Origin of the sequence: Rhizobium sp. WSM4643, from assembly GCF_025152745.1 — a bacterium.
In the GTDB taxonomy this organism is placed as follows: Bacteria; Pseudomonadota; Alphaproteobacteria; order Rhizobiales; family Rhizobiaceae; genus Rhizobium; species Rhizobium leguminosarum_I.
The window spans coordinates 1,999,617-2,020,944 of record NZ_CP104040.1 but is presented as its reverse complement, the minus strand read 5'-3'; the positions used below and the strand labels follow the sequence as shown (position 1 = coordinate 2,020,944).

Below are 21,328 nucleotides of genomic sequence, written 5' to 3'. Positions count from 1 at the left end.
GCCTGGGGCAGCAGGTTCATGCTTGTTCCTGTTTTGAGGCCCGCTGGTTGCGGCTGAAATAGCCGTAACAGTTTGGGCTTTCGTGAGACGCATGCGATGGAGTGCGCCGGCTGCGGTTTCGATATTCAGAGCGGTTTTGCTTTCTGTCCGCGATGCGGCGCAAGGCAGCCGCTTTCCTGCGCCGCCTGCGGCAATCCGTGTCAGCCCGATTTTGCCTTCTGCCCCCAATGTGGCGCACCGATTTCCGGTAAAGTCCAACCCGCAACGAAGCCTAAGATCGAGACGGCACCGTCTAAATCGGATGGCGACGCCGACCGGCGGCCGGTAACCGTTCTCTTCGCCGATCTCTGCGGCTTCACGACGCTGAGCGAGCAGATCGACCCCGAAGTCATGCGGGTGCTGCAGAACGAATTGTTCGAAGAGATGACCCAGGCGGTCGAGGCCTATGGCGGCTTCGTCGACAAGTTCGTCGGCGATGCGCTGCTGGCGCTGTTCGGCGCGCCGGTCGCTCATGAGGACGATCCGGTCCGGGCGCTGGGTGCCGCACTCGATATGATCGGTCGGGCGACGCAGGTCGGCGAGCGCTGGCACGCCCGCGCCGGCGTGCCGCTGCGTCTGCATATCGGCATCAATAGCGGCCCTGTCGTTACCGGCGGCTTCGGTGCGGTCAGCACAAAATCCTATTCGGTGACCGGCGACACGGTAAATACCGCCCAACGCCTGCAATCCATGGCCGGCGAAAACGATATCCTTGTCGGGCCGTTGACCTATCGCCTCACCCGCCATGCCTTTGCCTTCGAGAGTCTCGGTGCGCAGGCGTTGCGCGGCAAAAGCGGAAACGTCCTTGTCCATCGGCTGACAGGGCTGTCGGAAGCGCCGCATACGGCGCGCGGGCTCGAGAGTTTCGGCCTTCAGGCGCCGATGATCGGACGGGATACGGAAATGTCGCGGTTGCTGACATGCCTCGATCTTGCCTGCGGTGGTGCTGCGCAGCTTGTCCGCCTGATCGGCGAAGCGGGCATCGGCAAGTCGCGGCTGGTCAACGAATTCGTCGCGATAGCCAGCAATGCCGCTCGTTTCCAGGGCCTCGCCATCCGCAAAGCGACTTGCTCTCCCCTCGGCGAACAATCCTATGGAACGCTCGGCGCGGTCGTGCGCAGCGCCTATGGCATCGGCGAGCGAGACGATCTCGACAGGGCGCGGCAATTGCTGGCAATGGGGTTCCGCGCGCTCGATCTGACGCAGGAGGAGGTCGAGGGACTTTTGCCGCTCTTTCTGCATGTCCTCGGCCTCGGCGATCCCGATGGCGCGTTGCGGCACATCGAGCCGGAGCAGCTGCGGCGGCAGATCTTCTATGCCGTCCGCACCGTCTTCGAGCGGCGGCTGGCGCAAGGTCCCCTGCTGCTTGTCATCGAGGATCTGCACTGGGCGGACGCTGCCTCGCTGGAAGTGCTTCGCTTCATGATGGACCGGCTTGAGCGCAGCCGGTTGATGCTGCTTGCGATCTACCGGCCGACATCGCAGACCGACCCACTGGACTCCAATCGTGTCAGCGTCACCGTGCAGCGTCTTGCCCCACTCTTTGCGGCCGACGGGCAGAAGCTGCTTGCTGCGTTTTTTGGCGAGAGCTATGCCAAGTTGCCGGCGACGATGCGCAAGCGCATCCTCGACCGCGCCGGCGGCAATCCGCTTTTCATCGAAGAAATCCTTCGGGTGCTGATCGACATGGGCACGTTGCACAATGACGGCCAGCGCTGGCATGTCGCAGCGGAAGACACGGATGTCGATATACCGGTGAACCTGCAAGCCCTGTTGCTTGCCCGCGTCGATCGTCTGCCACAGGAGATCAGACGGCTGGCGCAAGAGGCGGCGGTGGTCGGCCCGAAATTCGATACCGCCCTGCTCCGCACCATCGCCACCGACCCAGCCGCCATCGATGCCGCATTGGATCATCTCTGCGATGCCAATATCATAGAGGAATTGCGTGGGCCGGATGCCGACGGGCCGCCGGGCTATCGCTTCAGCCAGACGCTGATGCATGACGTCATCTATCACAATCTCCTGCTGCAACGGCGCATGGAGCTTCATCAACGGATCGGCCGGGTTCTGGAACGTCAATATGGTGCAGCGCCCGACCGGCCCGAGCATCTGGCGCAGCTCGGCCATCACTTCAGCATGACCACCGAAAAGGCCAAGGGCGCTACCTATCTGATGGCGGCGGGCGATCTGGCGCGCAAGGCCTACGCCAATGACGACGCAATGCGCCTCTACCGTCAGGCCCTTGCGGCCTTCGCAAACGAGGCGGAGGTGACATCGGAGCAATTGGCGCTGTTGGAGCGTCTTGCCGATCTCTGCGGCCCAGCGGGCCTGCGCGACGCCGCCTTGAACCATTATCAGCGAGCGCTGGCGATCCACCGCACCAAAGACGATCCTATCGCCGCGGCGAGGATATTGCGCAAGATCGGCCGTTTGCATCTCGATGCAGGACGCCGCGATCTAGCGGAGACACATTTGGCCGAAGCCGAAGTGATGATCGCAACGATCGATGCGCCGGTCGAACGTGCCCATGTCCTGCAGGAGCGCGGCCATCTGGCTTTCCGCATGGGGGATCAGGCCGCTGCCGCCGAGTGGGCGACGCAGGCGCTGCAATGCCTGCAGACGCTGCCGATCGACGGGACGACCGAGGCCGGACGGGAGACAGCGCGAGCGATGGCGGAGGCGCTGAATACCAAGGGTGCGGCCTTTGCGCGACTCGGACGTCGCCGCGAGGCCGTACAGGAAGTGGAGCGCAGCCTCTCGGTTGCCGAAAAGGCCGATCTGCAAAGTGCCGCCTGTCGCGCCTATTCCAATCTCGGTGTTCTCTACACGATTGTCGATCCCGCCAACGCCATCAGAATCTGCCGGCGCGGTCTGGAGGTTGCGACCCGTATCGGCGATCTCAGCTTCCAGGCGCGCCTTCTCGCCAACCTCGCGGTTGCATGCTGTACCTTCACCGATCGCTGCGCCGCCGAGGGTGTACCGGCGGCGGAGAAGGCCGTCGAAATCGACCGGGCGCTTGATCAACGCGACCATCTCTCCGTGCCGCTGATCGTGCTGGGCCAGATTCATCAGTGCCATGGGCAGCCGAAGCTAGCTCATAAGTATTACGAGGAAGCCCTTGAGGTTGCGAAGGAAATTGATGAACCGCAACTGCTCTTTCCGTGCTATGATGGCTTGGCGACACTCAGCCTTGAGCATGACGATATGGACGAGGCGGAACGGTATTTCACGCTGGCGCAGGATGTGTGCATCCGCCACAACCTCGATCCAGGCACGCTCGTCGTCTTGCCGTTTCTCGACTGACCTGTCCTCGTTGCAGTGATCGCGGAGATCGATTTGGCAAATCGATTCAAAAACATAAAGGGAGGAACGAAACATGCAGGAGAACCACGCCGCAAGACCATTGCAGCCGGGAGATCGCGCGCCGAACGTGGTGCTGGATGCGATCACCCGCCAGGGCAAGGTCGCCATCGACGATTTTCGCGGCCAGAAGCCGGTGCTCGTCGGGTTGTTCCGCGGATTGCATTGCCCCTTCTGCCGCCGGCAAATCGCCGCCATGGCCGAACTCACCGGCGCATTGCAGGAGAAGGGCATCGATAGCCTGACCGTCGTCAACACGCCGATCGAGCGCGCCCGCCTTTATTTCCGCTACCATCCGCTTCCCAATCTGCTGGCGGCCTCGGACCCGGAACGGGTATCGCACAGGGCCTTCGGCCTGCCGAATCTGCAGTTCACCGAAGATGAGAATGAGTGGCCGCGCAAAGTCAGCATGAACACGGTGATGTCGATGCGCATCGACATGCCGGGCGAGCTTCCAGCGCCTATGGACCCGATGGCGGCGTCGGAATTCCTCGACAAGGCGGACGGCTATGAGTTTACCGAGGATGACAAGCAGATGATCGCCACCGGCCACGGCCAACTCGTCGGCGAATTCCTGCTCGATCGAGATGGCGTCGTGCGCTGGTGTTTCACGGAAGTCGAGGAGGATGGCCGCCATATGTTCGGCGGTCCCGCCCCTCGGGAAGTGATGTCGGCAGCGTCGAACATGGCTGTTTGAAGCGAATGAGGCCGTGCTTGAAAGGTCGGGCGCTTGAACAAGGCGAGCCATTCCCGGTCCGCATGATCGCCCTTATTCCATCCTGAACCTGGCGTGGCAGGTCGTGCAGGTCTGAAGCATGAGGTGGAACGCGTGTTCCGCCGGCATTGCCAGCAGTTCCTGCTCGTTGTGAACATGAGTGCCGAAAGGACCGCCGCCCATGGCCTCTCCGGGCTTCATGCGCATGCTGGCAGTCATCGGCCCGGGGTTGTTCTGCGCGGCGGCATCCAGTGCGATGGCGTAGTCGCGCAGATCGTTGGCGATGCGGTCGAACCGGTCGCGCTCTGCGAGGATGTTCGGCCTGGCCTTCGACTGCGGCCCGGTCTTCGACTGCAGATTGGCGGCCTCGGAGGCGAAATGTGCGGAGAGAACGCTCCCGGACTTGTCACGGATGGTGTCGGCCGCCCATTTGAACTCGCTGGCCTTATAGGCCGCCGGATCCTTGAACATGCCGGAGATTGTCTTCGCCGCGGCGGCCATGGCCTTCATGTCCGCCTGTCGACGGGAGACGAGGTCCTCCGCGGCTGGCGACGGAACCCCCGCCATCAGGACTGCTCCCACGATGGAGAGCAGTCCAACCTTCTTCATGTAAGCGGTCTGTTTCATAAACGCTGCGTTCCAAACCGAGCCATGCCAATTGCTTTCGGATATCCGTGGCTTCACCGGATATCCGTTCTCATCTGGGCAGGAAGAGGGCGGACGGAGACCGCCCTCCCCGATCACGCTGCCATCTTGCTGCAGCTATCGGCGCAGCGGCGGCAGGCGTCGACGCAGCTTTGCATGTCGCCCACCCGCTCGCAGTCTTCGGCGCACTGGCCGCAGATTTCTGCGCATTCCCGGCAGACATGCTTGTGGTGCTCCGAGCCGATCAGCATGAAGTGCGCAGAGGTCCGGCAGATCTCCGCGCAGGCCATCATCAGCTTGAAGTGCGAAGGCTTGGTATGTTCGCCGCCCAGTTCCAGGCAGTGGCCCATGGCCATCGACAGGCATTCGCTGTAGCAGGCGAGGCAGTTGTCGATGCAGGCTTTCATCTCGGTCGACATGCGATGCATGGCTCAATCTCCTATTTGGCTTCCTTGTCCACCCACTTGGACATCTCTTCGATCTCCTTTTTCTGGGCTTCGATGACCTTTTGGGCCATCTGCTTGGCCTCTTCATTGTCGCCGTACTTGAGTTCGACCTCCGACATGCTGATGGCGCCCATATGGTGGGCGATCATGCCGCAGACGAAGGAAACGTCGGCGTCCTTCTTCATCATCCCCTGCATCATGTTCATGTGCATGTCCTTCATGCCGTCCATCGACGCCTTCTGGTACTCGGTCATGTCGCCCATCGGCATGCCGCCCGACATGTCCATCTTCGACATGTCGGTCTTCATGCTTTCGGACTTGCATTTCTCCGGATAGGCCATCGTCGACTTGGCGGAAGCGCCCGACGGCAGGATTGCGAAGGAGGCGGCGACTGCCGAGCACAAGGCAAGCTTGGTGAACGTCTTCATGTTTCGATCTCCGAAATCTGGTTGATTGTTTGGTCCGTGTCAGCCCGCCTGAAACCGGGGCGGCGGATCGATCGCACGGATCAGCAGGAGCGGCCTGTCGACGGACTGCGTCGCTTCATGCTTCCCCGGTTCAAAGCGCGGAGCCGCGACCTTGGCAAGTTCCGGAAGGATCGGACAGCAGTGCATCGCCGAACAGCACCCGGCCTGCATGCCGTGGGCGTGCCGCACATGGTGATCACGCTCCCCCACGACGGCACAGTGCTGGCTTGGAACGCTTCGCGCCGTGGCCATGCCGAAAGGATTCGCCGTCACCAGGAGAGCGACGACCAAAAGCTGAGCGTACAGGAAGATGCTTCCAAGTCTCATTCGGCTGGGTTCCCTTCCGGCGCCGAACTGTGCAGCAGCGGCATTGTTCCACAGTACCAGTGATCTGTGGCGGCCTTGCGTTTTGGCAACGGCCGATGAGGAAGCATTAACGATCGCCGGCTAGTCTGCGCCTCGCGCTCGGAAAAATCGATGAAACCTGGTTATTCGCTAGCCCAGATAGGACTTCACTGGCTGATCGCCCTCCTGGTGCCGGTCCAGTATCTGACGGGCGGCAGCATCGAGAGAACCCACCACGCCGTCCACATGGGGATGACGCCATCGCCTTGGGACGTCGTCCAGCACCAGCTCCACAACTACGCGGGAATGGCGATTGGCCTGCTGATGGGCCTGCGGCTGGCTCTTCGTGTCCTTCACCCGCCCGAGACCGGCGCGCCCGGCACATGGACCGGGCGAGCCGCCGCGACGCTTCATCACGCCTTCTACGCCGCAATCATCGGACAGGCCTGCACGGGATTTGTCGCGAGCTACTTCTGGTTCGAGATCGCGCCGTACCACGTCGTCGGGTCGAAGATCATCCTGGCGATGGTGGCGCTGCATCTCGCCGCGGCGATCTGGCACACGCTCGTCGTCCGTGACGAGACAGTCGACCGGATGGTGTTCCCGCGCCGGAAGCGGTCCGCCGAGGATCTGTAACGTGGCGAATATCAGCACGACGCAGCGGCCGCTCATGGCTGAGAACACCAGGACTGAACGGGACGGGCGGTTCCGTGCCACATAAAGGACGCGAACATCGACGACAGATGAGTCGCAATTGAAATCGATCTGCTTTGCATGTAGTTCGAGGAGCATGGGCAGGATGTACCGAATCGCAATGAGCAGGCTGCTCGTGATGATGCGGCTGGTGATCGTCGTATCACTGGCAGGGTACTCGCTGTCGAACACCAGCGCCGCGATGCATGGCTCCTCCTTCCCCGAGGTGGCAGCGGTACTGTCCGAGTCCGATGCAATGCAGCATCACGATGGCCATGACATGACGAAGATGGCTGCTCATGACCATTCGCAGGGCGACGTCGGTGATGATGCAGATGGCGTATCGAAGCTGGTCAAGCAGGAATGCTGCAAGGATTTCTGCGGCGGGCTTGGCATCATTTGTGAAGGTCCCGACGTCGGCGGACCCATCGTGAATTCCATCCGGGAATTTATTGACGACCGGACGACACTTGGGGAACTTCCGACTCTCCACCGTCCCCCCAATATCTGAATAGAGACGCGCCCGCTCAATCGGGTCCAGTCGGTCGCCTGCCCCGCATTCGGGCGGGCGCACCGTAGGTTATCTCTTATTCGGAAATTTCATAATGAAACCCTCGCTCTTCGTGGTGGGGCTGCCGCTTCTTGTCGGCGGCTGCGCATCCACGCTTCCTCCCGACGTGGTGGCGTCCCCCGCAGCGGTCGAACAGCCGTCCGCGCGCCCGGCCGCATACCGGTCGCCGATCTCGGGCTACGTCACCAGGCAGACCGTCGATCCCAAGCCCTGGCGTAGACAGAACGATCTGCATTCTCCAGCGAATGGAGACGCCTCATGATCGAGCCAAGAAGAACAATGGTGGCGCTGATATTCCCGCTGGTGTTGAGCGGCTGCGCCACAGACGCCGAGTATTCCAGCAAGGAAGCGGGCTTCACCGCCGTTTTCAACAAGACCGCCACTGTCACGGCGAAAGAGACCGTCTGGATCCAGAACCAGAACCAAGCCCGGTCGGCGGCCGCGCAGGTCAGAAGTCTGGTCGCGCGAAGGAAGACCCTCGACGTCGAAACGTCCGTCCAGATCGCGCTGCTCAACAACAAGGGTCTGCAGGCCGCCTACGCCGATCTTGGCGACAGCGCCGCCGACGCCTGGCAGTCGACGATGTTCCTCAACCCAACCGTCTCCATCGGCACGACCGGCATGGGGACGCCGGAGCTGGGGGCGTTCAAGACGATCGAGGGAATGATCACGACGAACATCCTGGCGCTCGCCACGAGGAACAGGGATATCGCGATCGCCGACACTCGCTTTCGGCAGTCGCAACTGACCGCGGCCGTGAAGACGCTTCAGGTCGCTGCCGACACCCGGCGGGCCTGGATCGGCGCGGTCGCGGCCTGGGAGAACGTCGCGCAGCTCCAGCGTGCGCAGGCGGCGGCGGACGCCGCTTCCGAGCTCGCGGAGAAGCTGGGCGAGACCGGTGCGATGACCAAGGGCGCCCAGGCCCGCGAACATGTGTTTGTTGCTGAACTCGCCGGAGAGACAGCGAAGGCCCGGCTGGCGGCCCGTCTCGCCAAGGAGGAGTTGACGCGGCTGATGGGCCTCTGGGGCACTGACCTCGACTACCAGGTTCCCAACGGCCTGCCCCCGCTACCCAAGTCCGTCGCCAGGCGAGACACCATCGAGGCGGAAGCACTCCGAAATCGGATAGACCTCCAGGTCGCAAAGCTCGAACTCGAAGCCACTGCCAGGTCGTATGGCCTGACCGAAGCAACGCGCTATGTCACCGACCTCGAAATCCTGACGGGCTTCGAAACGGAACGGGAAATCGAGGACGACGAGAAGAAGACCAGGACGACCGCTCAGGTCGAACTGGAGTTCGCAATCCCGATCTTCGATACGGGCAAGGCCCGGATGCGCAAGGCTGAAGTGGCATATATGCGGGCGGCGAATCTGCTGGCGGAGAAGGCCGTCAATGTCCGGTCGGAGGCGAGATCGGCATACGAAGCCTACCGCTCGAACTACGATATCGCGCGGCACTACCAAAACGACGTCGTACCGCTTCGCACCAAGGTCGAGGAAGAATCCCTGCTGACCTACAACGGCATGATCTCGAACACGTTCGAGCTGCTCACCGACACCCGTGACAAGATCAACTCCATCCTGCTCTCCGTCAACGCGAAGCGCGACTTCTGGCTGGCCGAAGCCAACCTCGCGCCTGCGATCTACGGCGGCGGCGCGACGAAGGTGTCGGCAGAGACCGAGGTCGCCGCTGCTTCCGAAGGCAGCGCTGGCGGCGGTCATTAAGAAGGGACACATCATGTTCAACAGACGACAACTTTTTGGAGCCAGCGCCACTCTGCTCACCGCAGCCGCCTGGACGAAGACGTCGGCGATGGGGCTGCCCGACGCACCGACAATGGAATCGGCGGACATGCAGCCGCCACTCCACCCGGCCTCAGGTCCGGACTATCAGCCGGTGGTCACCCTCAATGGCTGGACCCTGCCCCACAGGATGAACAACGGCGTCAAGGAGTTTCACCTCGTCGCCGAACCAGTCGAGCGCGAGATGGCCGACGGCATGACCGCCTATCTCTGGGGCTACAACGGACAGTCTCCGGGGCCGACCATCGAGGCGGTCGAAGGCGACCGCGTCCGCATCTTCGTGACGAACAAGCTGCCGGAGCACACGACGATCCACTGGCACGGGATGCTCGTGCCATCGGGCATGGACGGCGTCGGCGGGCTGACGCAGCCGCACATTCCGGTCGGCAAGACCTACGTCTACGAGTTCGACCTCGTGAAATCCGGCACCTTCATGTACCACCCGCATTCCGACGAGATGGTGCAGATGGCCATGGGCATGATGGGCTTCTTCGTCGTCCATCCCAAGGATCCGACGTTCATGCGCGTCGATCGCGACTTCGTCTTCCTGCTCAACGCCTACGACATCGATCCCGGCTCCTATGTGCCGCGGATCATGGAGATGACCGACTTCAACATGTGGTGCTGGAACAGCCGCTTGTTTCCGGACATCAGCCCTCTCGTCGTGTCGAAGAACGACAGGGTGCGGGTGCGGGTCGGCAACCTCACCATGACGAACCATCCGATCCACATGCACGGCTACGATTTCGAGGTAACCTGTACCGACGGCGGCTGGGTACGGCCGGAAGCGCGGTGGCCGGAGGTCAGCATCGACATCCCGGTCGGCGCGATGCGTGCTTACGAGTTCGACGCCAAGTATCTCGGCGACTGGGCGATCCATTGCCACAAGTCGCACCACACGATGAACGCCATGGGTCACGACATCCCGACCTTCATCGGTGCGGATAAATCGAAGGTCGCCGAGAAGATCAGGAAGCTGCAGCCGGAATACATGCCCATGGGCACCAAGGGCATGGCCGACATGGGCGAAATGGAAATGCCCATCCCCGAGAACACCGTTCCCATGATGACCGGCTGGGGGCCGCACGGCCCCATCGAAATGGGCGGCATGTTCTCGGTCGTGAAGGTCCGCGAGGGCATCTCGGCGGACGATTACTCAGATCCGGGTTGGTACGAAAATCCACCCGGGACCCAGGCTTGGGAATGGACTGGCGAATTGCCGGACGCGACCAAGGCCAAAGACGCGAAAACGCAAATCACGCCGAAACCGAAAAACGGCTGAGGCCAACCTCCCACATCCAAAAAAAGGATTTACGCATGAAGAATTGTGTATTGGCACTGGCGCTGGTCGCCCTCGCATCGCCTGCCCTCGCCTCCGGCAATCACGCTGGCGGTCACGGTGAAAAAATGGCCATTGGCGAACCTGGCGATAAAGCCAAAGCAACGCAGACGATCCGCGTCACGATGAAGGAAACCGACGACGGGAAAATGCTGTTCACCCCCGCTGTGTTCAACGTCCGCAAAGGGCAGACGGTCAAGATCGCAATCAAGAATGCCGGAACCGTCGACCACGAATTCGTACTCGATCAGGAAGATAAGATTCTGGAGCACAAGAAGGTCATGGAGAAGTTTCCGGAGATGGAACATGCAGACGCCAATTCCATCCGCCTTCCGGCCGGTCAATCCGGCGAGATCGTCTGGAAGTTCACCACCGACGGCGAGTTCAAGTTCGCCTGCCTGATCCCTGGCCACTACGAAGCCGGCATGCACGGCGACGTCACCGTCGCTGGGAAATAATCCGCAAAAAAGGAGCCAAGAACATGAAAACTGCCATGATCAAAATCAGCCTGGCCGCCCTGCTCTCTGCCAGCGCGGCCTTCGGCGCGTTCGCCCAGGAATTCACCAAGGGTGTCGTCAACAAGGTAGACACCAAGGCGAAGAAGGTCACCATCAAGCATGAGGATCTGAAGAACCTCGACATGCCTGCGATGACGATGGTCTTCCGGGTCGAAGACCCGGCCCTGCTGGAAAGACTGAAGGAAGGCTCGAACATCGAGTTCGTCGCCGAACGCGTGAATGGCAAGCTGACCGTCACCGAAGTAAAATAGTGGGCGCCTGCCGCCCGGCCTCGATCCGGGCGGCAGGACATCACGGAGTGGAGACGATGTACAGGAGAAGCTTCATTGCAATGGCGGCATCCGCCCTGGCGTTCTTTGGCAGATGGGCATATGCCGCCGCGCCGGCGACGATGACGGTCTACAAGGATCCCAGCTGCGGCTGCTGCCATGAATGGTCGAAGGCAATGGCGGCAGCGGGATTTTCGGTTGTCGCCCGCGACACCGACGACCTTGCAGCGCTGAAGGCGCAGTTGGGCGTACCGGTCGAGGTGCAGGGGTGCCACACCGCCGTCATCGAGAAATACTACCTCGAGGGACACGTGCCGATCGAGGCCGTCCAACGGCTGTTGCACGAGCGGCCGCCAGTCCGAGGGCTGGCCGTGCCGGGCATGCCACCTGGCTCCTTGGGAATGGGCGACGATCCGCAGGCGTCTTATGCGGTGTATGCGGTCCCCTCGGGAACCGGCGCGCCATACGTGTTCATGGAGGTTCGTCCCCGGAAGGCCTGATGCCCTCGGTCAATCAAGGCCGAGATGCCGCTCAGGAAACTGGAGCGGCGCAGAGCGCTGCCCAGAGATCATGCTTCCAGTCGGTTCCCGACCGCGCCGACACGTCAACCGTATAGTCGGCGGAATTGATCCGCACCATGGCGGGCGAAACGCAGCGCACGCTCGCCTCGTGTCTTCCTCCGTCCCGATAGATCACTGTCCCGCCACCGTCGAATTCCGAGAGTGTGATGACGACGTCGAAATCAAAGGCGGGATCGCGGGCAGGCCCGCCCCCGGCCAGACCGAGACTGACCGAGCGGCTGCTACCGAACGAAGCGGTGTGGAAGACGACAGGCCCAGACGCCGCCGACATCGATGCGGACTGCGCGCAAAGGATCAGAGACAGAAGGACTCGGCGCATTTTCCCCTCCCGTGGTCAACGCATCCCGATCCTATCATATCCGCGGAGGCTCTGCGACGATGCAGAGCCTCGCGGACAGGTCTTTATCGATGACGCGGGAGACGGCCGGCCGGCCGTCTTTGAGACGCGCCGGTGTTACTCGGGAAGACCTGCCTTGCGGTAGCCATTGATGAAATGCGCAAGCGTCCGAGCGTCGCGAAATGGCTCGGTCGCAGCCCAGTGGCGGATTGAAAAACGCGGGTTGGCGACGAGGAACAGTTCGACCTCGGCGCGCGCCTCGTCGAGCCGGCCGAGCTGGGCAAGGCTTGCTGCCAGGAAACGGCGTGAGCTCGTGCGATAGGTCTCGTCGCTGCGCAGCGTCTCGACAGCGGCTTGGTATTGGCCGGCGGCATATTGCGCCTGGCCGAGCGCCAGATAGTACCAACTTGCCGGAAACGGGTTTAGCCGGAAAGCCTTGGCGATATGCTCAAGGCCCTCCCCGACCCGCCCAGCCAGGACCGTGATGTCGGATAATGCCGCAAAGGTGTCGGCCTCGTTCGGGTCGAGTTCGATCGCCTTGGCGAATCCCGCATCAGCCTCGGCAAAGCTGCGCTCATAGGCGAGCAGATAAGCCAGGACCCAGCGACAGCCGGCGTCATTGGGGTCGATCGCGACGGCCTTGCGCGCCAGCTCCAAAGCAAGGCTTCGGGTGGGTTGCGTTGGTCCGGCGGAATGCACCTCTCCCATCCAGTGGTTCATGGCAAGCCAGCGATAGGCCTCGGCATAGTCGGGATCGAGCGAAATCGCGCGCGTCAGCATCAGATGCGCTTCCCGCGCCGCAAGCGGCGTGTCATCCATCAGCCTGCGCGCCCGCACGCAGAGATCGTAAGCCTCGATATTTTTAGGCCGGTTGCGCGGCGGCGGTGCGCGCAGCCGGCCGAGCAGCGCCTCGACGATCTTGGCCGTCACCTCGTCCTGAACGGCAAAGACATCGTCCAGGCTGCGATCGAAGCGTTCCGCCCATAGATGATCGCCACTTGCCGCATCGACCAGCTGAGCATTGATGCGCACGCGCGCCTCGACGCGTCTTGCGCTGCCCTGCAGCAGGTAGCGCACGCCAAGCTCCTCGGCGATCTCGCGCACATCCATCGCCTTTCCCTTGTAGGCGAAGGCCGAGTTACGGGCGATGACGAACAGGCCCGGTATCCTGGAGAGGTCTGTGATCAGGTCTTCGGTCAGCCCATCGGCGAAGGATTCCTGTTCGGGATCGTTGCTGATATTGAGGAAGGGCAGCACTGATATCGATGGTTTGTCGGGCAGCGGCAAAGCTTTTCGCTTCAAGCCGCCGAGCTGATTGATGGCGCCTATGAAGCGGTAGCCGACGCGCGGCACCGTGGAGATCCATTCACCGCCATCGGTAGCCGGACCAAGCAGCTTGCGCAGCTGCGCGATCTGGACCGTGAGGTTGCCTTCCTCGACGATCCTGCCCGGCCAGGCCGCATCCATCAACTCGGCCTTGCCGAGGATTTCGCCGGGCCGCGCGACGAGTGCTGTAAGCAGCTTTACCCCGCGATGGCCAACGGCAACGGGTTCATCGTTCCGAAGGAGCGTTCCAGCCCCCGGATCAAGCACAAACGGACCAAAGGCAAAGCGTGACCCCTGCATAGGGCGCATCCTAGAGTCTTTAAAGCTTGGATGGAACTGTTCGTCCGCTTAGGCCGCGTGGTATCGAGGGTGCGCGCAGTATAAATCGTGTTCCAGTGGCTGATGGCGGTAACGACTAAACAATGACTGCCTGAAAATAGAGCGTCGAGGTGACTCCCATGGTTTTCTGGTTAGCGGGTGCAGTTGGATTGGCGATCGCCTATCTCCTCGGTTCCACACCCACGGGCTATCTGGCAGGCAAGCTGCTCAAGGGCATCGATATCCGGGAGCATGGCTCCAAATCCACCGGAGCAACGAATGTATTGCGAACGCTGGGCAAATGGCCCGCATTGGCGGTTCTGCTGGTCGATGTGCTGAAAGGTGTGGGAGCAGTCATCTTTGCCCGCTGGTTTTATCCCTGGTTCTCGACAGTCTCATCAACCACGCCACCGACGGCGCTTGATCTGCAAAGCTCGGCGCCTTGGGCTGTTTGCCTGGCGGGACTTCCCGTGTTGTTGGGGCATGGCCGTTCGGTCTGGGTCAACTTTACGGGCGGCAAGTCGGTTGCGACGGGGCTCGGCGTGCTGCTGGCGATGTCATGGCCCGTAGGTTTAGGTGCTGTGATGGTTTTCGGCGTTGCGCTGGCTATCTCCAGGATTGTTTCCCTGAGCTCGATGCTGGCGGCGTTGACGGCAATCGCTCTCGTCTGCGGCCTGGAGCAGCCGCTGCCGTATCGGCTGCTGGTGATCGCAGGCGGCATTTACGTGATTGCACGACATCGCGCTAACATTCGCCGACTCCTGTCTGGGACGGAGCCGCGTCTGGGCAAGGTCGCCTAGAGCGGTTCAGCTTTTGATGGAAGCGCAGGGCCGCTCTGGCTTTTTGTTTTTACGCAATTCCGGATGGAAAACCGCTTCGCACTTTTCCTGGAATTGCTCTGGAAGCGAAAATGCACAGCACCATGCACTGCTTGCTGCCAGAGGAAGCAGGGTTTCAATCTTGCCGGACGATGGCGCCGACCGCATTGACGAGAATGCGCGCGGCGGTCAGCGCCGACAGGCCGTCTATGTCGGCGGGAGGATAGAGCTCGACAAGGTCGAATCCTGCAATCCTGGCCCGCCTGCCGAGGCCCGCGATCAGGTCGATCACCTCAGTGTAGGTGAGACCGCCAGGAGTACGCGCCGCCACGCCCGGCATGATGCTGGGATCGATGCTGTCGCAATCGAGGGTGACGACGACCTGGGCTCCTTCCGGAATATGCTGGAGGGCAGCTTCGACGCCCTCAGCGTGAACCTCACGAGCGGTCACGAAGCGGCTGCCATAGTGCCGAGCCGCCTCGACGTCGGTGGCGCGCGCGCTGCCGACACTACGAAGACCGACTTGCACCATGCCGGCGACATGCGGCATCTCGCTCGCCCTACGCATCGGACTTGAATAGCCGTAGCGCTCGCCATGCACCTCATCGAGCCAGTCGATATGGGCGTCGATCTGCAGGACCCAGACCGGGCCTTGATCCGCAAAGCCAGTGAGGAAGGGAAAGGTCACGGAACAGTCGCCGCCGAGCAGGATCGGGATAGCCGGCAATTCCAGCACCTCGCGCGTCTTCGCCTCGATCCGGGCCCGGTTGCCAGCATTATCGTGCACGGTGGTCCGGATGTCGCCGGCGTCGATGCATGAGACCGGCCCACCGTCGAACAGCGGCCCTCCGAGATCGAAATCCCAGTGCTCGACGAGCGGGGCATCGTCCTGGCTCGCAGCGCGGATCGCATGAGCGGCCAGGGCGTAGCCGCTGCTGTCCTTGCCGGGATAGGTGCTGCCGTGAGCGGCTGCGAAGATCACCACACGGGGCAAACGCCCATCGGCAAGGAGATCGGGAAAGCCGAGAAAGGAAGGTGAAGCGATCATTCCAGATGGTCCTGATGATGTCCGGCGGAATTTTGGTGGTGATGGCTTGCGGTCGGGGCAAAATTTGATGCTGACCTGTTTAGTCCCTTTGGACGTTTTTGAGAACTTTTTGGAAAAACTTAAGTACGACGCTCCCCGCCTCCTTGCAGAATTCATCCTCATTGACCTTGAGGCTTACCCGGACCTTCAACCATACGGTCTGACGAGGACATCTGCTTGACTGCCGAAAGCATCACATCACCACGCAGGGATCGGATCCCCTGGGCCGCTATGGCGGGTATCATCGCGACCGTCACGGTGTTCGCCGTGGCACAGGGGCTGACCTATCCGCTGCTGAGTTTCATCCTAGAGCGGCAAGGAACGACATCCGGCCTGATCGGCTTGTCGGCGGCGATGACGCCGCTGGGTTTCATTATATCAGCGTCGTTCATTCCGGCGCTTTCGCGGCGTGCCGGCGGAGGACGGCTTGCGATCCTGTGTTCGATCCTGGCCGCCCTCACCCTGTTTGCAATTGCTTGGATGCAGCACGTATGGGCCTGGATGCTGCTGCGCTTCCTGCTCGGCTTCTTCGCCAATCCGCTTTACGTGATCAGCGAGACTTGGCTGATCTCGCTCACGCCGGCGCCACGCCGGGGCCGTATCATGGGCCTCTATTCATCGATCGTTTCGGCTGGATTCGCCATCGGCCCACTGTCGCTCGGCCTTACCGGCGCCGAGGGTTGGCCACCCTTCATGATTGGTATAACGGCCTTCCTCCTCTGCGGCCTGATCGTGCTTGCGGTCGCCCCTCGTCTGCCCGGCATGCCTGATGAAGGCGAGGCAACATCGGTCGGCGGTTTCTTCCCACTGGCGCCGCTGATGTTGTTTGCGGTTTTCACGGCTGCCGCCTTCGAGCAGATCCTGCTTTCCCTGTTCGCGGTCTATGGCGCAGCGCTCGGCAGCGCCGAAGAGCGCATCGCGTCGCTCATCACCTGCTTCATCGCCGGTAATGCCGTGCTGCAGATTTTGCTCGGGCGCATCGCCGAACGGTTCGGCTCGACGCGGACGATGCTATTCTGCGTCCTGGCTTGTCTCACCGGCTGCCTGCTGCTGCCGCCGGTCTTCACCACCTGGCTGATCTGGCCGCTGGTTTTCGCCTGGGGCGGAGTCTCGTTCGGGATCTACACCCTGTCGCTGATCCAACTCGGCGAGCGGTTCACCGGCCAAGCTCTGATCGCCGGTAACGCGGCCTTCGCCTTGGTATGGGGTATCGGCGGCATCGTCGGCTCGCCGGCAACAGGCCTGGCGATGCAACTGATCGGACATCAGGGCCTGCCATTATCCCTTGGCCTGCTCAGCTGTGTGCTGGTGGTGCTGCTGATGGCTAGGAGATGGCGAGGCTGATCGAGGCACTTGTTCGTGCCGCCCTGCCCCCGGCTTCATATGCCGGCCCCTTCCGCAGAAGAATTGCGATTTAATCCATAACATGTTATATAACATCCCATACAAATGGAGATCGGCATGGTCGAGGATGTGGTCCGAACGCTTGGGTTTCTGTGCATGGGCAGCCGGCTGCGGCGCATCGGTGAGAGGTTGCAGGCCGATACGCAGCAGGTCATCGACGAGGCCGGTCTGAGCATCCAAGCGGGCCAGTATCCGTTCCTTGCGGCGATCGACCGGGCCGGGCCGCTGACGATCGGCGAGCTTGCGCAGGCGGTGGGCATCACCCAGCCCGGCGCAACCCGAACCATCGGCCAGCTTCTGGAACTCGGTTACGTCGACATGCAGCCGGCACCGGATGATCAGCGTCGCAGACTGGTCTCGCTGACCGACAAGGGACAGGACCTCATCGATCATTCAAAGAAGGTGATCTGGCCGCGCATCGCCGCCGCCGTTGCCGATCTCTGCGGCGATCTCGATGGACCGATCCTCGAACAGCTGGCCGCTATCGAGGACGGGCTTGCGGTGGCACCGCTTGCGCGCCGCAGCCCTGTCAAGGAGGAAACATGATGAAACATATTCTCGACCGGCCGATCTGGAGCGCGCTGGAGACCGCCCATACCGATCTTGCCGAAGGCGGCAAGTCCGCGCGGCGCTACCCCCCGTCCATCGTCCCCTTCGCGGCGTCCGCCGACGACACGCCGGAGAGCCTCGACGCCCTGGAGAACCTGCCTTCGCGGGCGGAGAGCATGATCCTCGTCGAATCAGGTCCGATCGCTATTCCACCGGGTCTTGCCGTCGTCACGGAAGCATCGGTGGTCCAGATGGTAGCCGAGCGGCCCCATGAGAGGATTTCAGATCCCCGCATCGAGCCCCTGACGGAGACCGATGCCGCCGACATGCTTGATTTGGCGACACTGACCAAACCCGGGCCGTTCACCCTGCGAGCCCAGAGCCTCGGCAGCTTCTGGGGGATCAGAAGCGAGGGCCGCCTGGTGGCGATGGCCGGGCAGCGGATGCGGCAGACTGGCTTCATCGAGCTCAGCGGGCTTTGCACCCATCCCGATTTCCAGGGGTGCGGCCTCGGCACCCTGCTCTTCCGTTTCGTCGCCAGCGAAATCGCATCCAGCGGCGACACGGCCTATCTGCATGCCTATGCGGCGAACACATCCGCCATTTCGCTTTACAAGACACACGGCTTCGCGCTTCGCTCGGAGATGAACATGCGTGTGGTCAAACGCCGGTCCTGAGCGGTGTTCACCACCTATCGTACAGCCACCGGCAGCACTTCGAATTTCCAGAATTTTTCCGGGCTGAAAAAGGCCGCGGCAAACGCGCGGATATCCCCGGCGGTGACCTTGCCGTAGCCGCTGAGACTATCGCGTATCCGGTCCAAACGACGCGAGTCCGTCTGGGCGTGGTGCAGATATGCGATCCAATATTCGTTGCTCTGCTGCTGATGCTTCAATGTCTCGATGATGGGTTCCCGGGCGCGCGCGAGCTCGTCTTCGGACACATCATGCGACCGCAGATCATTGGCGGTCTCGTCGACAAGTGCATAGAAGCGCGCAACCTTTGCCGGGTCGGTCTCGACGTAGAAATATGCGTAGCCGTAGCCGGGAACTTCTCTTGAAAGTTCAACATCGCCCTGCAGGGCATAGCTTGCCCCTTCCGCAATGCGAAACTGGTCGATCAATCTGTTTTGGAAAATCTGGGTGGCAATATTGGCGGTGAAGGATCGCGGCAGATCGGAGAGCAAATCGCCGATGGAAGCCCCTACGGCGGCGGCGGCATTATCTGCCCTGCCGCTATGGGTCTGTAAAACGGGTTTCTCGGTCGTTGCCGGAAAATGCACGTCGTCCCGAGCGTTGCTCGACCCCGTCTCCGGGCGCGGCGGCAAAGCGCCAAAGGTTTCAGCCGTCAGCCGGATTGCGTCGTCCACCGTCACGTCGCCAACGATGGTGATGTCGATGGGACCATTGGAAACCATAGGCCGGAAGAGCGCCTCGAATTCGTCTGGCTTGGCGGCGGACAACTGCGCGCGGTCGGGGAAGGTCCAGCGCGGGTCGCCGGAATGCACGAGACCTGCGAAATCGCGGCTGAAAACGCCGCCAGGCGACGCGTCATACTGATCGAGGCCGCTCAAATAGGCCTGCTGCACACGCTTGAACGCCTCGGGGCGATAGGCGGGATCGGAGGTATATGCGCTCATCAGCTGCAGCTGCGTCGCAAGATCTTCAGTCCGTGTACGACCGTCGAACCGGAAGGAACTGTCGCCAACCGAGAAGTCGACGCCGACAATGTTGGCCGTCAGCGCTTTCTGTATATCCTGGTAATCCATGGCCTTTACGCCAGACAGCACGACGGCCGGAGATGCCCAGATCGCGGCGGAACGGTCGCGCGGCAGGTCCAGTCGGCCGCGGCCGATATCTTCGCGCACCAGCACTTCGTTGGCACGCAGCCTGGTTGGCTTGACGGTAAGCCGTGCGCCGTTGGAAAAGCGCACCATGGTCAAGCCGAGATCTTCAACCGCACGGCGTTCGACCACAGCGCCCGGTTCGCCGAAATGGGTGTAGGGCCAGGCGACGTCAGTTGCACCGGATGGTGCCGAGACGGCAATGGCATTTGAAGCGTCATAGACTTGCCGAACCGTTTCGGCCCCGCCCTTAGGTGATTGGTCGGTCTGTAGCACGACCTGCGGACCGTTGCCGGAGAAAGCAGGCTGCAAGGCCCGATTGACCTCGTCCGCCGTGACGCCGCTCGTCATGGTCTCGAACATTGAGAGGTCTTCGGCGGGCGAGGTGAAGACTTGATCGTCATCGACGCTGCGAGCCAACATGGAAGCAATGTCGGTGGTCATCCGCGTCGCGGCTCCGGCCGCAGCAGCCTGCAGGGCCGAGCGATATTCGCGGATTTCGCGATCGATCTCCGCCTGCGCAACGCCGAACTCCTGGATTCGGCGCTGTTCCTGGTCAATGGCCGTGAGCGCCGCCTGCCATTTGTCCGGCTCCGAATTCGCCGCGATCAGGACGATATGGGCGGAATCGAGGAGATCCTGGGAGCCGACGTCCGCACTGATGAAAGGGGCATCCGCCTTGCTGGCCACGGCGCTCACCCGACGTTTGAGCACCAGAAAACCGAGATCCTCAATAAGCCCAGCGCGGCGCTTGGCGAAGGTGTCAGGCGCGGCGTCATAGGGACGCGTCCAGGCGATCTGTATGCTGGTCATGCCGCCGGGAACGACGATGACCTCGGCGCTTTCGCCCTTCGTCACCAGCGCGCCAAGATCCGCTTTTGTCGGCGCCGGACCCACGGCCTTCCAGTCGCCGAAGCGCTGCCGGATTTCGACTTCCATGGCAGCGGGGTCGATATCGCCCACCACTATCAGCGTTGCCCGGTCGGGTCGGTAATTGGCCCGGTAATAATCACGGACGAGGTCCACGGGCGCATTGCTGATGATGTCGGCTTTACCGATCGGCGCGCGTATGGTCGCGCGCTGGCCGGCGAGCAGCGAATTCATGATTCCGAGTGACGCGCGATACTGCGGCGTGTCGCGCAGCCGCTCCTCCGACAGAATGACGCCGCGTTCGCGATCAAAAGCGCTGGCATCGAGGGTCAGCTCGCTCGCCGTTTCTCGCATCAGCATCAGGCCCGTCGAAATCGTGTCTGCATCGACCTCGGGCAGATCGAGCGCATAGACGGTCTCGTCATAAGAGGTATGGGCGTTGGTGTCCGGTCCAAAGGCCAAGCCCTTGCGCTGCAAGATACGGATCATCTCCCCTTCGGCGACATGTGTCGAACCCTTGAAGGCCATGTGCTCGAGAACATGCGCCAGGCCCTGCTGGTCTTCGTTTTCGTCGAGCGAACCGGAGCCAATGCGAAAGCGGATAGCTGCCTGTCCGGGCGGCGTGGCATTGCGCGTGATCGCAAACCGCATACCGTTGGCGAGCGTGCCGAAATGCACATCGGACTCGGCTTGGATGTCGCTTTGCGTTTGTGGCCAGGGCACGGACGGGGTGTCCGCATAGGCTGGCAACGCGAAGTTTGCAACGAGCGAGGCCGTCGCAAAAAACCACCACGCCGTGGAGCATTCCATTTTTTTGTGAGACATTCTTGTCCAGGTGATGAGAATGAAGAGGGTAGATAGCGTCAACTTGACTATTCCACAGGTTGCATTCCCCAGCAACTTCCATGTGAATGAATGAATGAAATGAATAAGAAGTAGATAACTCTGCTTAGAACAGGATGATTTTAGGCCCGGTCGGCCTAAA

22 protein-coding genes are annotated in these 21,328 nt (G+C 61.8%); 14 read left to right on the top strand and 8 right to left on the bottom strand.

The window, feature by feature from the left end:
• Positions 1 to 96 precede the first annotated feature (96 nt).
• Both N1937_RS10250 and N1937_RS10245 read left to right on the top strand, forming a co-directional pair.
• Entirely contained in the window at positions 97 to 3,342 is a 3,246-nt protein-coding gene (locus tag N1937_RS10250) for an adenylate/guanylate cyclase domain-containing protein (RefSeq protein ID WP_222279510.1), read from the top strand.
• A gap of 73 nt (positions 3,343 to 3,415) precedes the next feature.
• Positions 3,416 to 4,096: a peroxiredoxin-like family protein gene (locus N1937_RS10245; protein WP_222383978.1), complete on the top strand. Its 681-nt coding sequence runs from the start codon at positions 3,416 to 3,418 to the stop codon at positions 4,094 to 4,096.
• Between the two features lie 72 nt (positions 4,097 to 4,168).
• On the opposite strand, the gene N1937_RS10240 is transcribed toward N1937_RS10245, so the two are convergent.
• From N1937_RS10240 to N1937_RS10225, 4 genes are all read right to left on the bottom strand, one after another.
• On the bottom strand, positions 4,169 to 4,741 hold the full coding sequence (locus N1937_RS10240) for a cytochrome c (RefSeq protein WP_260058585.1): 573 nt from the start codon (positions 4,739 to 4,741) through the stop codon (positions 4,169 to 4,171).
• A gap of 113 nt (positions 4,742 to 4,854) precedes the next feature.
• On the bottom strand, positions 4,855 to 5,187 hold the full coding sequence (locus N1937_RS10235; RefSeq protein WP_260058583.1) for a four-helix bundle copper-binding protein: 333 nt from the start codon (positions 5,185 to 5,187) through the stop codon (positions 4,855 to 4,857).
• A gap of 11 nt (positions 5,188 to 5,198) precedes the next feature.
• Complete coding sequence (gene copM, locus N1937_RS10230) at positions 5,199 to 5,633, bottom strand: CopM family metallochaperone (RefSeq protein WP_260058582.1); 435 nt, start codon at positions 5,631 to 5,633, stop codon at positions 5,199 to 5,201.
• Between the two features lie 39 nt (positions 5,634 to 5,672).
• Complete coding sequence (locus N1937_RS10225; RefSeq protein ID WP_260058581.1) at positions 5,673 to 5,999, bottom strand: hypothetical protein; 327 nt, start codon at positions 5,997 to 5,999, stop codon at positions 5,673 to 5,675.
• A gap of 150 nt (positions 6,000 to 6,149) precedes the next feature.
• Between N1937_RS10225 and N1937_RS10220 the strand changes: the two genes are divergently transcribed.
• The 8 genes from N1937_RS10220 (at position 6,150) to N1937_RS10185 (ending at position 11,710) form a co-directional block, all read left to right on the top strand.
• Positions 6,150 to 6,653, top strand: a complete 504-nt coding sequence (locus tag N1937_RS10220; RefSeq protein ID WP_260058579.1) for a cytochrome b — start codon at positions 6,150 to 6,152, stop codon at positions 6,651 to 6,653.
• A 154-nt stretch (positions 6,654 to 6,807) separates the two neighbouring features.
• Complete coding sequence (locus N1937_RS10215) at positions 6,808 to 7,221, top strand: hypothetical protein (protein ID WP_311202845.1); 414 nt, start codon at positions 6,808 to 6,810, stop codon at positions 7,219 to 7,221.
• 94 nt (positions 7,222 to 7,315) lie between these two features.
• Positions 7,316 to 7,543, top strand: a complete 228-nt coding sequence (locus N1937_RS10210) for a hypothetical protein (RefSeq protein ID WP_260058577.1) — start codon at positions 7,316 to 7,318, stop codon at positions 7,541 to 7,543.
• Positions 7,540 to 9,006, top strand: a complete 1,467-nt coding sequence (locus N1937_RS10205) for a TolC family protein (protein ID WP_260058575.1) — start codon at positions 7,540 to 7,542, stop codon at positions 9,004 to 9,006. The genes N1937_RS10210 and N1937_RS10205 overlap by 4 nt, the downstream gene beginning before the upstream one ends.
• 13 nt (positions 9,007 to 9,019) lie before the next feature.
• The gene (locus N1937_RS10200) at positions 9,020 to 10,366 is read left to right on the top strand and encodes a multicopper oxidase family protein (protein WP_222279522.1); all 1,347 of its coding nucleotides are present in this window, start codon (positions 9,020 to 9,022) and stop codon (positions 10,364 to 10,366) included.
• A 35-nt stretch (positions 10,367 to 10,401) separates the two neighbouring features.
• The gene (locus N1937_RS10195; RefSeq protein WP_162119661.1) at positions 10,402 to 10,881 is read left to right on the top strand and encodes a cupredoxin domain-containing protein; all 480 of its coding nucleotides are present in this window, start codon (positions 10,402 to 10,404) and stop codon (positions 10,879 to 10,881) included.
• A gap of 23 nt (positions 10,882 to 10,904) precedes the next feature.
• A complete protein-coding gene (locus tag N1937_RS10190; RefSeq protein ID WP_162119660.1) occupies positions 10,905 to 11,192 on the top strand; it encodes a copper-binding protein in 288 nt (95 codons plus the stop codon).
• Between the two features lie 56 nt (positions 11,193 to 11,248).
• On the top strand, positions 11,249 to 11,710 hold the full coding sequence (locus N1937_RS10185) for a DUF411 domain-containing protein (RefSeq protein WP_260058572.1): 462 nt from the start codon (positions 11,249 to 11,251) through the stop codon (positions 11,708 to 11,710).
• Positions 11,711 to 11,741: 31 nt separating this feature from the next.
• On the opposite strand, the gene N1937_RS10180 is transcribed toward N1937_RS10185, so the two are convergent.
• Positions 11,742 to 12,110, bottom strand: coding sequence for a hypothetical protein (locus N1937_RS10180; protein WP_162119658.1), 369 nt, complete (start codon positions 12,108 to 12,110; stop codon positions 11,742 to 11,744).
• Between the two features lie 135 nt (positions 12,111 to 12,245).
• The gene (locus tag N1937_RS10175) at positions 12,246 to 13,754 is read right to left on the bottom strand and encodes a winged helix-turn-helix domain-containing tetratricopeptide repeat protein (RefSeq protein ID WP_260058570.1); all 1,509 of its coding nucleotides are present in this window, start codon (positions 13,752 to 13,754) and stop codon (positions 12,246 to 12,248) included.
• A gap of 158 nt (positions 13,755 to 13,912) precedes the next feature.
• On the opposite strand from N1937_RS10175, the gene plsY reads away from it, so the two are divergent.
• Positions 13,913 to 14,572: a glycerol-3-phosphate 1-O-acyltransferase PlsY gene (plsY, locus tag N1937_RS10170; protein ID WP_260058568.1), complete on the top strand. Its 660-nt coding sequence runs from the start codon at positions 13,913 to 13,915 to the stop codon at positions 14,570 to 14,572.
• Positions 14,573 to 14,726: 154 nt separating this feature from the next.
• Here plsY and N1937_RS10165 read toward each other — a convergent pair whose 3' ends face one another.
• Positions 14,727 to 15,638, bottom strand: coding sequence for an agmatinase (locus N1937_RS10165; protein ID WP_260058566.1), 912 nt, complete (start codon positions 15,636 to 15,638; stop codon positions 14,727 to 14,729).
• Positions 15,639 to 15,854: 216 nt separating this feature from the next.
• Here N1937_RS10165 and N1937_RS10160 point away from each other — a divergent pair, with 216 nt between their 5' ends.
• The 3 genes from N1937_RS10160 (at position 15,855) to N1937_RS10150 (ending at position 18,307) form a co-directional block, all read left to right on the top strand.
• Entirely contained in the window at positions 15,855 to 17,021 is a 1,167-nt protein-coding gene (locus tag N1937_RS10160) for an MFS transporter (protein WP_260058564.1), read from the top strand.
• A 117-nt stretch (positions 17,022 to 17,138) separates the two neighbouring features.
• Positions 17,139 to 17,627 (top strand): MarR family winged helix-turn-helix transcriptional regulator, encoded by a 489-nt coding sequence (locus tag N1937_RS10155; RefSeq protein ID WP_017964306.1) that lies wholly within the window; start codon positions 17,139 to 17,141, stop codon positions 17,625 to 17,627.
• A complete protein-coding gene (locus N1937_RS10150; RefSeq protein ID WP_260059087.1) occupies positions 17,627 to 18,307 on the top strand; it encodes a GNAT family N-acetyltransferase in 681 nt (226 codons plus the stop codon). Before N1937_RS10155 ends, N1937_RS10150 begins: the two co-directional genes overlap by 1 nt.
• A gap of 14 nt (positions 18,308 to 18,321) precedes the next feature.
• Here the strand turns inward: N1937_RS10150 and N1937_RS10145 are convergent, their stop codons facing one another.
• Positions 18,322 to 21,168, bottom strand: coding sequence for a M16 family metallopeptidase (locus tag N1937_RS10145; RefSeq protein ID WP_260059086.1), 2,847 nt, complete (start codon positions 21,166 to 21,168; stop codon positions 18,322 to 18,324).
• Positions 21,169 to 21,328: the final 160 nt, after the last annotated feature.